General features: G+C 59.8%; 13 protein-coding genes and 1 tRNA gene. 7 read left to right on the forward strand and 7 right to left on the reverse strand.

The window, feature by feature from the left end:
* Positions 1 to 151: 151 nt before the first annotated feature.
* The 3 genes from NNJEOMEG_RS16445 to NNJEOMEG_RS16455 form a co-directional block, all read right to left on the reverse strand.
* Positions 152 to 2,434 carry a type VI secretion system Vgr family protein gene (locus NNJEOMEG_RS16445; protein ID WP_173086417.1) on the reverse strand — a complete coding sequence of 761 codons (2,283 nt, stop codon included), beginning with the start codon at positions 2,432 to 2,434 and terminating at the stop codon, positions 152 to 154.
* A gap of 175 nt (positions 2,435 to 2,609) precedes the next feature.
* Complete coding sequence (locus NNJEOMEG_RS16450) at positions 2,610 to 4,517, reverse strand: PAS domain S-box protein (protein WP_173086420.1); 1,908 nt, start codon at positions 4,515 to 4,517, stop codon at positions 2,610 to 2,612.
* 685 nt (positions 4,518 to 5,202) lie between these two features.
* Positions 5,203 to 5,266: transfer RNA gene (locus tag NNJEOMEG_RS16455), tRNA-Arg, on the reverse strand.
* A gap of 143 nt (positions 5,267 to 5,409) precedes the next feature.
* Between NNJEOMEG_RS16455 and NNJEOMEG_RS16460 the strand changes: the two genes are divergently transcribed.
* Positions 5,410 to 6,555, forward strand: coding sequence for a tyrosine-type recombinase/integrase (locus NNJEOMEG_RS16460; protein ID WP_173086422.1), 1,146 nt, complete (start codon positions 5,410 to 5,412; stop codon positions 6,553 to 6,555).
* Here the strand turns inward: NNJEOMEG_RS16460 and NNJEOMEG_RS16465 are convergent.
* The 4 genes from NNJEOMEG_RS16465 to NNJEOMEG_RS16480 form a co-directional block, all read right to left on the reverse strand.
* Positions 6,512 to 6,796, reverse strand: a complete 285-nt coding sequence (locus tag NNJEOMEG_RS16465) for a hypothetical protein (RefSeq protein WP_173086424.1) — start codon at positions 6,794 to 6,796, stop codon at positions 6,512 to 6,514. The two genes, NNJEOMEG_RS16460 and NNJEOMEG_RS16465, sit on opposite strands and share 44 nt — an antisense overlap.
* 2 nt (positions 6,797 to 6,798) lie before the next feature.
* Complete coding sequence (locus tag NNJEOMEG_RS16470) at positions 6,799 to 7,005, reverse strand: hypothetical protein (protein ID WP_173086426.1); 207 nt, start codon at positions 7,003 to 7,005, stop codon at positions 6,799 to 6,801.
* The gene (locus tag NNJEOMEG_RS16475; protein ID WP_235957010.1) at positions 6,999 to 7,406 is read right to left on the reverse strand and encodes a phage regulatory CII family protein; all 408 of its coding nucleotides are present in this window, start codon (positions 7,404 to 7,406) and stop codon (positions 6,999 to 7,001) included. Before NNJEOMEG_RS16475 ends, NNJEOMEG_RS16470 begins: the two co-directional genes overlap by 7 nt.
* 113 nt (positions 7,407 to 7,519) lie before the next feature.
* Entirely contained in the window at positions 7,520 to 7,807 is a 288-nt protein-coding gene (locus tag NNJEOMEG_RS16480; RefSeq protein WP_173086430.1) for an XRE family transcriptional regulator, read from the reverse strand.
* 289 nt (positions 7,808 to 8,096) lie between these two features.
* Between NNJEOMEG_RS16480 and NNJEOMEG_RS16485 the strand changes: the two genes are divergently transcribed.
* The 6 genes from NNJEOMEG_RS16485 (at position 8,097) to NNJEOMEG_RS21160 (ending at position 11,568) form a co-directional block, all read left to right on the forward strand.
* Positions 8,097 to 8,603: a helix-turn-helix domain-containing protein gene (locus NNJEOMEG_RS16485; RefSeq protein ID WP_173086432.1), complete on the forward strand. Its 507-nt coding sequence runs from the start codon at positions 8,097 to 8,099 to the stop codon at positions 8,601 to 8,603.
* Positions 8,604 to 8,605: 2 nt separating this feature from the next.
* Positions 8,606 to 8,983, forward strand: coding sequence for a hypothetical protein (locus tag NNJEOMEG_RS16490; RefSeq protein WP_173086434.1), 378 nt, complete (start codon positions 8,606 to 8,608; stop codon positions 8,981 to 8,983).
* A 185-nt stretch (positions 8,984 to 9,168) separates the two neighbouring features.
* Entirely contained in the window at positions 9,169 to 9,354 is a 186-nt protein-coding gene (locus tag NNJEOMEG_RS16495) for a hypothetical protein (protein WP_173086436.1), read from the forward strand.
* A gap of 49 nt (positions 9,355 to 9,403) precedes the next feature.
* Entirely contained in the window at positions 9,404 to 9,649 is a 246-nt protein-coding gene (locus NNJEOMEG_RS16500) for a hypothetical protein (protein WP_173086437.1), read from the forward strand.
* Positions 9,650 to 9,965: 316 nt separating this feature from the next.
* Complete coding sequence (locus NNJEOMEG_RS16505; protein WP_173086438.1) at positions 9,966 to 11,084, forward strand: DUF262 domain-containing protein; 1,119 nt, start codon at positions 9,966 to 9,968, stop codon at positions 11,082 to 11,084.
* Between the two features lie 22 nt (positions 11,085 to 11,106).
* Positions 11,107 to 11,568 carry a HEPN domain-containing protein gene (locus tag NNJEOMEG_RS21160; RefSeq protein ID WP_173086439.1) on the forward strand — a complete coding sequence of 154 codons (462 nt, stop codon included), beginning with the start codon at positions 11,107 to 11,109 and terminating at the stop codon, positions 11,566 to 11,568.
* Positions 11,569 to 11,615: the final 47 nt, after the last annotated feature.

The following is an 11,615-nucleotide window of genomic DNA, read 5'->3' on the forward strand; positions in this document are numbered from 1 at the left end:
CGCAGAGGCCGTGCGTATCCGAGCCGGTGGGGGATTGCAACCGCGCGGGATGCGAAGGATCACCCCCGCGACGCGCGGCCCGGCTCGAAGGCGTTCACGCCCCTGGCGATCGCGACGTCGGCAACGAAACGGCCCGGCCGCGCCCAGGGCATCAGGTCACGTCGAAGGTGCCCGCCACCACCACCTTGGAGGCGGCGGTGATGGTGCCGTCCCCGAAGGTGAGGTCCACGTTGGCGAAGTCCATCTCCAGGGAGGCCCCGCTGAGGCTCGTCTCGCCGAAGGCCTGGTTGAGCGTGGCCCCGGTCTGGTTGAGGTCGTCGATGGCGTGGGTGACGCTGGGGCTGGTGACGTTCATGTTCAGGTAGCTCTGCTTCAGTTCGGTGCCCTCCTCCTGGTAGGTGAGCACCACGCGCCTGCCCACGTTGATGTAAAGGGTGTCCTGGGGGTAGACGCGCACGCTCTTGAGGGCGGTGATCTCCAGGTCGGCGTATCTGATGTTGGTTTCGCCGGCGGTGAGGTTGTATGTGCCGTAGTCCTGGGTGCAGTCGGCCAGGGTTGCGGTGTGCGTGGTCCCGGTGTGTGAGGAGGTGACGCACAGGTGCTTCACCCAGGAGGTGAATTTGGTCACGTCCGCGCTCTTGATGTCCTTGGTGGGGCCGATGGCGACTTTCACGCAGGGGCCGATGTAGTTGGTGGAGTAGAGCCCCATGGTGGTGGAGGAGTTCTCGCCCAGGATGATCGTGTTGGCGATGGCCGCCTTCAGGGAGAACCACTGGGGCGTGGTGATGGCGATGCCCTTGGTGGCCATGGTTTCCACGGTGTTTCCGATGGCCTGACCCGCCGCCCTGTCGGCCTGGGTCTGGTCGCCGGTTCCCCCGAGGTTGGGCGGATCGTTGGGCGCGCCGATGCGGATGAAGTTGCCGTTCGTCTGGGAGTACAACAGGATGCGCTCGGAGCCCTCCTTGTCCTCCATGTGAATGCGGTTGCCGCCCGCCGTGGTGATCACGGACTGGGTTTGGTTGTCGCTGGTGACCATGGACGGGGCCTCGGGGTTGTGCAACGCCCCCATGATCACGGGGCGGTCCGGATCGCCCTCCTGATGGATCACGGCCACCTCCGCGCCCTTGTGCAGGGGGAAGTGCATGCCGTGGCCCGGCCCGCCGTAGGGTTGGACCATGCGAATCCAGGTGGAGGCCCTGCCGTCGGCGCGCCCGGACACGTCGAAGGGCATGATCACCTTGTAGCGGCCCTCTTCGTCGAGTTCGGCGTACTTGCCGGAGCCCTCGGCGTCCACGTGGGCCAGGAGGGTCCCGTGCAGGTGGGGCCTGGGGGTCTTGATCTCGGAGCGGTACTGCACGTCGGAGGGGATGGCCGCGAAGGCGTTGCGGTAGAAGAGCCGGTCGCCCAGGCCCTCCACGCCGAGCCCGGCCGTGAGCCAGCTCTCCTGCGCGCCCTCGTGGCGCGACTCCACCACCAGGTAGCCGCGGTTGAAGTCCTCTCGGGGATGTTTCTCCAGGTGGGCCAGGTAACCAGGCTGCACGGTGGGCGCATTGGATTCGCCGAAGAACATCCTGGACCGGCAGCCCAGCGACTGCGCCCGGACTCCAGCCAGGAACGCCGCCTGATGCAGCGAGCGCATGTGCCCGCCGTGCACGTACACCCTGCCGACGCCTTCCTCGCTCACCTGGGCCGTGGCCTGGATGTCCAGGCTGGGGGTGCGGTAGTTGTAGTCCTTCACGAGCACCTCGTGGGGCAGCCGCGTCATCTCGCACTGAAAGTGCTTCACGCCCCTCCCGGCCACCGGGCCGTCCAGGCCCGAAACGTCGCCGTAGGTCAGGCTTCCCCCGCCGGGGTGCGGCTCGTGCACCTCCAGGCTGTCGGTGAGCACGAAGCGTCCGGCCGGTCCGGCCTGGTCGAAGTAGAAGTAGAGCCCGTTGCGCTCGGACCAGCGGGAGATGAAGTTGAAGAGCGTTTCGTTGTACTGGCAGACGTATTCGCGCCGGGGGTAGCTGCCGGAGATGCGCAGATCGAAGTCGATGCCCTGGGCCAGACCGCCGTCTTTGAGGCTTTCGCGCAGGTTCTGCACGAGGTCCTGATTGAGGAAGATGCGGTTGTGCTGCGCCTGGGTGAGCAGCCAGGCCCTGGGCACGAGCACGGCCTTGTGGAAGGCGCGTCCGCCCACGGTGCTCGCCAGCTTGAACTGGCGCAGGATGCCCTTCCAGGTCACGTCGCCGGATCCGGGACGTTTGATGGTGAAGACGGCCTCCGCATGGAGCGCGGTCTCCAGGTCCAGGTCCACCCGGTCGGTGAGGAGGGTTATCTCGAACTCATAGAGTTTGGAGAGGCCCTCCACGCCTGTGAAGCGCACCACGTGGAAGGTTTGCGGGTCCTGGCCCGAAAGGGTGAACGTGAAGGCTGGGCGTTCCATGGCCATGGGCGACCTCCCTGCGAACGGGACCCGGCTTGGCCGGAGCCCGCATGGTTCTGTCCCGGCTTCGCGCGCCCGGCGTGCGGGCCCGCACGGCCACGGCCGATGCGGTCGGGCCGATCCTGACCTGCACGGTATCCTTTCGCGCGCGACGCAACAAGACAAATGCGCGCGGAGGCGTTCAGGTCCGTTCCGGACGCCGCGCCGCCCCGAAGTCGCCCCCGCAGGGGAACTCCAACGTGAAGCTCGCCCCCTGCCCGGAGGCGTAGGAGAGCTCGCCGTGCAGCTGCTCGGCGAGCATGGTGACGATCTGCATGCCCAGGGTGGAGGTGCTGCCGGGGGAGAAGCCCTCCGGCAGGCCCGCGCCGTCGTCGGCGACGCGCAGGGTGAGGCGGCCGTCCGCCTGGGCCGCCGACACCGTGATGCGCCCGGAGGAGCGCCCGACGAACGCGTGCTTGAGGGCGTTGGTGACCAGCTCGTTGACGATGAGCCCGAAGGGGATGGCCTGGTCCAGGCCAAGACTGGCGCCCCGGGCGTCGATCTCCATGCGCAGGTCGCGCCCTCCCCTGCAGGTCTCCACCAGCCCGGGCAGGAAATCCCGCAGGTAATCCTCCAGGGAGATGGCCGTGAAGTCCCGCGAGCGGTAGAGCCGCTCGTGGATGAGCGCCATGGACATCACGCGGCCCCTGCAGTCGGAGAGCACCTGGCCGGCACCGGGGTTGTCCTGGCCGGACTCCTGGAGGCTCAGGAGGCTGGAAATGATCTGAAGGTTGTTCTTCACCCGGTGGTGGATCTCGCGCAGGAGGACCTCCTTCTCCAGTAGAGAGGCGGCCATCATCTCCTCGGCTTCCTTGCGCTGACTGATGTCCAGGGCCACCTGCACGCGCACCCGCCTGCCGTCGAACCAGTCGAGGATGCGGTCGTGGTTGATGAGCCACTTGCCCGTCATCGGGTTGCGGTCCTCCCAGACGTTCAGGGCGTCCCCGGCCAAGGGGGTCAGCCTGTCCAGGGAGCAGTTCTCGCAGGCGTGCTCCCTGCCGCGGAACACCCTGAAACAGAGCCCCCCTGCGGTTTCCACGCCCAGGGAATCCTTGAGCGCCCTGTTCATGAAGAGCACCTCGCGGCTTTCCGCGTCGATCACGTTCACGTAGGCGGGGATGCCGTCCAGGATGGCGGCGAGGGTCTTGTTGGCCAGGGCCAGGCTGTGTTCCGCCTCTTTCCTGGGCGTCAGGTCCGTGACCACGCCCAGCAGGTGGGGCCTGCCGCCCAGCTCCAGGCGCACCGCGCGGACCTCCACGGGAAGCAGCCTGCCGTCCGCGCGCCTGTGGCGCGATTCGAACGTGATAGCGGGCTGGCTCGCGAGCAGTTCGTGAAAGGCGCTCAGGTCCGACGGGGGGTCGGAGGCGTCCAGGTCGTGGATGCCCATGCCCAGGAGCTCTCTCCGGCTGAAGCCGGTCTGCCTCACGGCCGCCGCGTTGACCTCCACGAAGCGCCCCTCCTCGTCGGCCAGGTAAATGGCGTCGGCCACGTTCTCCACCACGGCCTGCAGGCGCTCCCTGCTCTCCTGCAGGGCTTTCAGGGCCTGCTGGCGCGTGGTGACGTCCTGCACGATGGAGAACAGATAGGTGTGCCCGGAGATGTCCACGGGGTTGGCGAACACCTCCACCGTGCGCACCTCGCCGCTCTTGAGCCTGTGCTTGAACAGGAACTGCTGCTGCCCACCTTCGACGGCCCTCCTGCGCAGCGTCGCGATCTCCTCCGGCGGCAGCGTGTTGATCTGGCTGACGTTCATGGTGCGCAACTCTCCGCCCTCGTAGCCGTAGAAGGCGGCGGCCCCGTCGTTGGCTTCCACGATGCGGCCGTCCATGGGGTCGATGAGCAGGAAGGGCACCTTGTTGCCGTGGAAGAGCACCCTGAAGCGCCGCTCGCCGCGCGCAAGCTCCGCCTGGAGCCTCTCCATGTAGGCCATGATGATGGCCACGGCGGCCAGAAGCCCCAGGGACGCGCCGATGAGGAAGCCCCACGGGGCGAACCAGGCCACCGGACGCAGAAACGGATAGTCGAAATGATGCAGACCCCACAGGACCATGGCTGCCCCTGCGATACGCCCCCCAACGCTCTCCTTGCCTGCTATGCTCCACAGGACCACGCCGTTGAAGACCTGGCTTGCCCCGAAAAAGAAATAGTTCGGAATGTAAAGCATTGGCGGAGAAACGCCAAGCAGCATCGCGACTGGAGGCCATATCGCTGCCGCCCCAACAACTGCGATGTACCATCCGCGCACGGCATGTTCGACATAACGCAATGAACCAAGAAGCAGGAGCGATCCAGTCACGGCAACCAGCGTCTGCTCCAGAAGCATCAGACCGGCCATTGGCCCAGCCAGCACGTTGATCAGAATAACGACGTTTCGCAGCGCGTGAGAAAACCAGGCGCATCCCCAAAGCAGCAAGGGGATGCTACGATACTTCGCGTACAGAAAACAATAGAGAAACGTGATAATCGAGAAACAGACTGTCCCTGCGGACAGTGAGATCGGCAGCCAGCTGTTCATTAGCATCACCCTGTCGTCATGCTTACGGTGCGACACCGTGAGACAGGCCCCTGTAACAACAGAGCCGAAGCAAACTATTCGCGGATGATCTTCAAATACATCGGCACAAGCCCCGTGGCAATCGCCAATCGCCTCACGCGAAGACACACACGGGCAAACACTGGCCCAACGCAACGGGCGCTCCAGCCTGAAACGGCCAGAGCGCCCTGCGCTTTCCGAATGGTGGTCCCGACAAGATTCGAACTTGTGGCCTGCCGCTTAGGAGGCAAACCCACCCCTGTTTTGGAGAATTTGCCCGCCCCTTGCAGAGCCTGATACCCATATGATTCAAGACGGTTACGACCATGCGCAACCTGCTGCTTCTTGCGCCGAAGGGGCGCAATAGGGTAGCATTTTGCACCTCAGGGTAGCAGGAGGGTAGCAAGGAATGGGTCGTATCCGGACGAAATTCCTGGGTGTCTACAAACGAGAGAGCCTGACGCGCCGCCACAACGGGAAGCCGGACGTCTGCTTCGACATCTCCCTCAAGGACTCCACCGGGCGGAAGATCTGGGAGAAGATCGGCTGGGCCTCGGAGGGCTACACCGCCGCGACGGCCTCCGAGAAACGGGCCAGGCGCATCCAGGAGCTGCGCGACGGCGTTCGGCTGCCGACGCGCAAGCACGTCCTCACCGTGGACCAGGGCTTCAAGACCTTCAAGGAGAAGGCCCTCACCGGCGACTCGCGCTGGAACCGGACCGTTGAGGCCATGTGGGAGCAGCACATCCTGCCCGTCTTCCGCAACCGCGCCATGGGCTCCCTCACCAGCCTCGACGTGGACACCTTCCGCAACGCCCTGCTCGCTTCCGGTCGCTCCCCGCAGACCGTGCGGCACATACTCGGCTCCCTGCGCCACGTCTACCGCACCCTGGCCAAGTGGGGGCTTTTCGACGGCCTGATCCCGGTCATGGAGATGCCGACGGTCGATTCCGGCCGGCTGCGCTACCTCACCCCCGTCGAAGCCCACGCCCTCCTGGAGGCCATCAGGAGCCGCAGCCTGAAATGGTGGCGCATCTCCCTGCTCTCCCTGCACACCGGCATGCGCCTCGGAGAGGTCCTGGCCCTTCGCGCCCAGGACGTGGACCTGGGTTCCGGCGTGGTCAACGTCAAGGACGCCAAGACGGGCACCCGGGCCGCCTACCTGACCGGCACGGCGAGGGAGGAACTCGGGAAGGCGCTGCCGGATGCCCCGGGCGCCCTGGTGTTCCCCGGCCGCAAGGGTCGGCAGAGCCGCGACAGCTCCGACACCTTCAACCGGGCCGTCGCCCAGTGCGGCCTCAACGCGGGGATCACCGACCCGCGTGACAAGGTGGTCTTTCACACCCTGCGCCACACCTTCGGCAGCTGGGCCATCCAGAAGGGGGTGCCCATCGAGCGCCTCGCCAAGCTCATGGGGCACAGCACCCTGGAGCTGACGAGGCGCTACGCCAAGCTGGCCCCCGACCAGATGCGGTCCTCCGTGCAGGTGATCGAGGACACGTGGCGGGGCGTCACGCATGGCCGAGCACCCGGCGATCCGCGAGAAAGCGCTTGATAGCGTCGTGGGTGTAGTAGACCGACGCGCCCACCTTGACGTAATCTGGCCCCCCTCCCCTGCAGCGCCAGGTCTCCTGCGTCGCCACCGGAAAGCCGTAGAGGGCGAACACCTCACCCGGCGTGAGCAGTTGCTTGCGCTGCAGACGTTCCAGCTCGGCGACCTCCAGGAGCTTGCTCCGGAACGCGTCGCAACTCTGCCCAAGGATCTCCCGCACCGACGAAATCAGCTCGGATTCCATGCCTACACTCCTTCGCAGCGTTCACACATGGTTTCGTACGTCTCCAGCTCCCTGGCCAACGCCTGGGCGACCTGCCGCGCCGGGACCACCCGGCCCCAACCCAGCTCCTGATCCATGGCCCGGTCCAGTCGCCCCTTGAGGTCGCGGACCAGGGCCGCCTGCCCGGCGCATTCGCGCTCGCTCACCTGTCGCATGGCCTGTCTCAGCATGGCCGCGCCTCCACCACCTTGAGCAGCGCCATGACGGCCGTGACGGCCTCGTGCCCCAGGCGCAGGATGTGTTTGGCCTCCTCGGGCGAGATGGCGCCGTCCACCAGGGCGTCCGAGGTGGCCCCCACCAGCTCGCCGAATTCGCGCATGGCCACCAGGCACTGTCTGGTGACGGGCTCCAGCGGTCCCTCGACCTGGGGCAGCTTGACGAACACCCCGCCGCGCTCCCTGGCCAGGAAGTGCAAGGGCGCGTCGGAGCCGGTCACGTCCAGGAGCGGCAGGATGCGTTCCGCGCCGAGCTTGTGGCCGGGCTGGCCGGACAGCTCGCTCATCATGGTGGCGTACTTCCAGTCCAGCAGGTCGGCGATGGTCTGAGCCGGGATGCCCGAAGGCGCGCGCAATGCCAATCGATGAAGTATGGGAGAAATCAGAGGGTAGGCCTTCATGCGAAACCTCGCGTCGGTTTAGCGTGGTGTCGGGCGTGACGGATCGCTACTGGGTGACGAAAGGACACTCAGGCGGCCACGATCGCCGATTCCGTCGCCAGAGAACGGCGCGGTTTGGGGCCGGGCTTGATGTCCTCCGGACGGGGGAGGTATTCCGCCGGGATACCCAGGGCCACCAGCTCGGCGTGACGACGCACGGGGATCGTCTCGCCCCGGCAGAGCTTGGCGGCCGCCGTGCCCGACATGTCCAGCTTCCCGCCGATGGCCTTGAATGTGAGGCCGGAACGGTTGAGAAATATCTGGAGCTTTTCTTCCCTGGATAAATCGGTTAGGTTGTCCGCAAAACACGTTTTCATCGTGCAACCTCACGGAGAGCCGAATGAGTGGGCAGCGGAAAACCGGCCTCACGCTCGACCAGCACAAGCGTTACGGCGCGGATCTCTTTGCTGCTCGGGAAATGCTTATCGAAGTTCATATGGCTGCCGGCGGTGACTACCCCTGCAGGAGCAAGGCCTAACCAAGGGTTGTGCGCGAGGACGGGTCCATACGGGGCGAACTGTTCGGAAAGGGAAGACAAACCTTGGGTGTGCGGCATAAGGTGCCCCCGAGACAGGTTTATGGGTGAAGTCGGTTTGAGCGGCTTCATTGAGTGGGCAGATACGGTTTATCTTTCCACTGGTCAAGATAAAATGCAACTGGAGTGACATTTTGTCTGATATTGGTGACCGGCTAGCCAAGCTTGGAAAAATTCTTGGCAAGGAAGAACAGGAACTTGGGCGCATCGGTGGCGTAACCAAGGAAACGTTCTCCAAGTATAAAAACGGCTTGGCTTATCCTCGCTGTGAAGCCCTCCAGCGGTGGGTCGCTGAGCTTGGGCTCAATGCCAATTGGCTGCTGATCGGAGAGGAACCGATGTTCCGCTCCGAATCGGCAGTTTCCCATTTGCAGGATCCTATCGCTCAGAGAGTGGAGACCGTGGCAAAGGTCATGCGTGAGGCAGGGGCCTCGGACGAAGAGATTCGCCGGGCAGTGATGGCAGCTGTTGGAGCCACCACGAGCCCGGTCGGGGACCAATTCTTCGATGCGGGCGGGAAAGGCCCTGTTGCGAAGAGATCGGTTGCCGGGCCATCCAGTGAGGCCGGGAAGGAGTAGACGTGTCCCAGGCGACCACCCTCACCCTGCTCGCCCAGGGCAGCGAAGGCATCTACCGCGTGGAACTGCGCTGGGCCGCAGATAAGCTCATGATCAGCTGCGACTGCCGGGCAGGGATTTTCAATAAGCTCTGCAAGCACAAGACCGGGGTCCTGGCCGGGGACATCGATATCCTGGCAAACACCGACGAGCAGGAACCATCCAAGGCCATGGCCGAGGCCCAGGCTATGCTCGCCAAGGCTGGCCTGGAGTCTGTCACGGAGTTTTCGACTCAGCTGCGTGCGCTGGAGGCCGAGAAGGACATTTTAGAGCGCAAGATCAAGAATCTCAAGGCGGTGTTCGCCAAGCAGATCGCTGCAGGATTTTCTGTTAGGCCCTGATGTGATTTGTTTGATCAGTCAGAGCCGAGGCTCGTGCTGGTCATGATGAAAAGACTAGTATGAGATGGTCTGCAATTAAAGTCACAGCAAGTTTTGTTGTAGACTGATACATCCTCATACGAAGAAAATTTGGCCATACAGGCAGGAACCAAGAACAAAACAATAATTCAACAAAGGTGCACAACATGAAGACAATCAACACGGATGAAAACTCAAACAAAGCACACAACAAACAGAAGTGTCAGCACAACAACCTGACAAAGGAACGCATGCCTCCATACTATTGGGATACTGGAGACAAAGTTTGCCTTGACTGCGGCGAAGTGTTTTCACCCGAAGAACTAACAAAAATGCGCAACAATACCGACTAGGCACATTCAATCACTCTTGCCATAACCAATTCATCAAGGAGCCAAACACATGACACTTTCTTCAGTTGCTGCACTTCCATATATTGAGAAATGCATCAAGGATATTTCTGATGCAAAAATAAAGATAAATGAGGCTTTAGAATATCACACCCAAGCATTGCCCGGAATCAATACTGGCATCAACAAAGAAAACTCTGTGGAATCGCAAAGATTTTTACTTGAAATAGACGAACACGTCGAGATGCTTCAACGAAAGCTTGAACAAACACTCAACTACATCAAGTCACTACCATAAAGAAACATGACCACCATGCACAATACTAAAGACTTAAAATGACGGCATGCCGACAAATTCGTATTGCAACAAGAGGCTTGCAAAAGGGGATGTCAGTTACTGGAGACAATCGCGCGCGGCCAGAACCTGATTCTTCAATACGGGCGACAAAGACCCTACTGCGAAGAGAGAAAACACAGACTGCCCAGCAAAACGGTAACAAAGGAAATGTTGGCAATTGTTTCCCACACAGCGCAAAGACTTCGGACAAACAAACAGACTAGCGAATCAATGTCAATTGTCAGTGATTTTTATTAATTAATACGGGAGCAATTCCATGCACAGCAAAAAGCAGTTAAAAACTGTCAGCATCCCCTCAGAGTCAAATGACTACTACTCAAATGATGACCTTTACAATATCAAGTCATGGGGCGCAGACCTGTCTTTTAGAGAGCTGATGATTATGTACAGAGAGGGCGAGCTAGAAAAGCCTGAAATCCAAAGAAACTATGTATGGGACAAGTCTGAAGCCAGCAGATTTATCGACTCCGTCCTCTTGGGGCTTCCGATACCCAATATCTTCCTGGCAACAACAAAGCGCGAGTCGCGCCTGATCGTGGATGGCTACCAACGCATAATGACGATATACGACTATGTTCGTGGCGTTTTTTCAAAAGACAACAAGGTATTCAAACTCACCAACACGGACAAAATCAACTCACGGTGGAGAGGCAAAGCATTTTCTGAGTTGGCAGATAATGAGCAAAGAAGAATTAACAACACAACAATCCATGCAATTATCTTTGAACAAACACACCCAAAAGATGATGACACAAGCCTATACCAAGTATTTGAGCGAATCAACACCAGCGGACGAACACTTTTCCCTCAAGAAATTAGAAACTGCGTATACCAGGGAGCACTAAACACCCTGTTGATCGAGCTAAACAGCGCCGTCTCCTGGCGCCACCTTTTGAATTCACGAGAGCATGACAGCAGGATGCGCGACATAGAATTTATACTTAGATTTTTTGCATTGTCATCTGACGACATGCGCTCCAGAAGTAGAGGTCGAATCTCAATAAAAAAATATTTGAACGATTTTATGGGATGCGACAGTAACAACACTGAAGTCTCGATAGACATACTGCGCAACAAATTCACTGGCATGACAGACTTTGTCCACGAAAAGATCGGCCGACATGCCTTTAGCAGCACCCGGGATGGTGACGTTTTTCACTTCCATCCAACGGTGTTTGACGCAATTTCTATCGCATCCTCTTATGCAATCAACAGAGGCATCGCAATACCAACAGACCTATCGACTCGACACGAATCGTTACTCAACAACGACGAGTTTAAATATTTATTGCGATTTGAAACTATGGTCGCAACAAATATAAACCGCCGTATACAACTTGCCGCAAACATCTTGTTTGACATCAGCTATGAATAATACAACTGTACACGGACTGTTGATGACATGCAGTTCAGAACTTAAATCAATCCAGACAAAAATTAAAACACTCGGTGCATTTGATTCTTCGACACCACACTTAACTATGTACGCGCTAATTCGATCATGTGGCACTATTGAGGCCAGTATTAAAACTATAGTTGCAGACTACTTTTCCCGCAATCAGTCAGCAAGACTTAAGAGGTTTATCGACAAAAAGATACGAAATAGCCCGACAAACCCAAGATACGACCACATTCTCAAGCTCCTTGGAGAGTTTGACACAACATGGAAAGACAGCATTAAACTTCGCATCAATACACACAAGAAACGTGACAAAATACTATCGTCTCTTGACTCGCTCTGCAACGCGAGGAATGACCTTGCACATGGTGGCAGACCCAATGTCACAATTAAAGATATAGTGAAATATTATTCGAATTGCACATTAATTGTCAAAGGAGTAGATGCACTAATAGTCTAGAGTTATCTGGGAATCATTTCTCTCACGCAAAACTTCGCCCATCACCA

The sequence above is a fragment of the Fundidesulfovibrio magnetotacticus genome (assembly GCF_013019105.1).
Lineage (GTDB): Bacteria > Desulfobacterota > Desulfovibrionia > Desulfovibrionales > Desulfovibrionaceae > Fundidesulfovibrio > Fundidesulfovibrio magnetotacticus.

What these genes read in the sequence shown, in the direction of transcription:
- NNJEOMEG_RS16445 (WP_173086417.1), bottom strand. Translation starts at nt 2,434, where the DNA reads ATGGCCATGGAACGCCCAGCCTTCACGTTCACCCTTTCGGGCCAGGAC.
- NNJEOMEG_RS16450 (WP_173086420.1), bottom strand. Translation starts at nt 4,517, where the DNA reads ATGGTCCTGTGGGGTCTGCATCATTTCGACTATCCGTTTCTGCGTCCG.
- NNJEOMEG_RS16460 (WP_173086422.1), top strand. Translation starts at nt 5,410, where the DNA reads ATGGGTCGTATCCGGACGAAATTCCTGGGTGTCTACAAACGAGAGAGC.
- NNJEOMEG_RS16465 (WP_173086424.1), bottom strand. Translation starts at nt 6,796, where the DNA reads ATGGAATCCGAGCTGATTTCGTCGGTGCGGGAGATCCTTGGGCAGAGT.
- NNJEOMEG_RS16470 (WP_173086426.1), bottom strand. Translation starts at nt 7,005, where the DNA reads ATGCTGAGACAGGCCATGCGACAGGTGAGCGAGCGCGAATGCGCCGGG.
- NNJEOMEG_RS16480 (WP_173086430.1), bottom strand. Translation starts at nt 7,807, where the DNA reads ATGAAAACGTGTTTTGCGGACAACCTAACCGATTTATCCAGGGAAGAA.
- NNJEOMEG_RS16495 (WP_173086436.1), top strand. Translation starts at nt 9,169, where the DNA reads ATGAAGACAATCAACACGGATGAAAACTCAAACAAAGCACACAACAAA.
- NNJEOMEG_RS16500 (WP_173086437.1), top strand. Translation starts at nt 9,404, where the DNA reads ATGACACTTTCTTCAGTTGCTGCACTTCCATATATTGAGAAATGCATC.
- NNJEOMEG_RS16505 (WP_173086438.1), top strand. Translation starts at nt 9,966, where the DNA reads ATGCACAGCAAAAAGCAGTTAAAAACTGTCAGCATCCCCTCAGAGTCA.
- NNJEOMEG_RS21160 (WP_173086439.1), top strand. Translation starts at nt 11,107, where the DNA reads ATGACATGCAGTTCAGAACTTAAATCAATCCAGACAAAAATTAAAACA.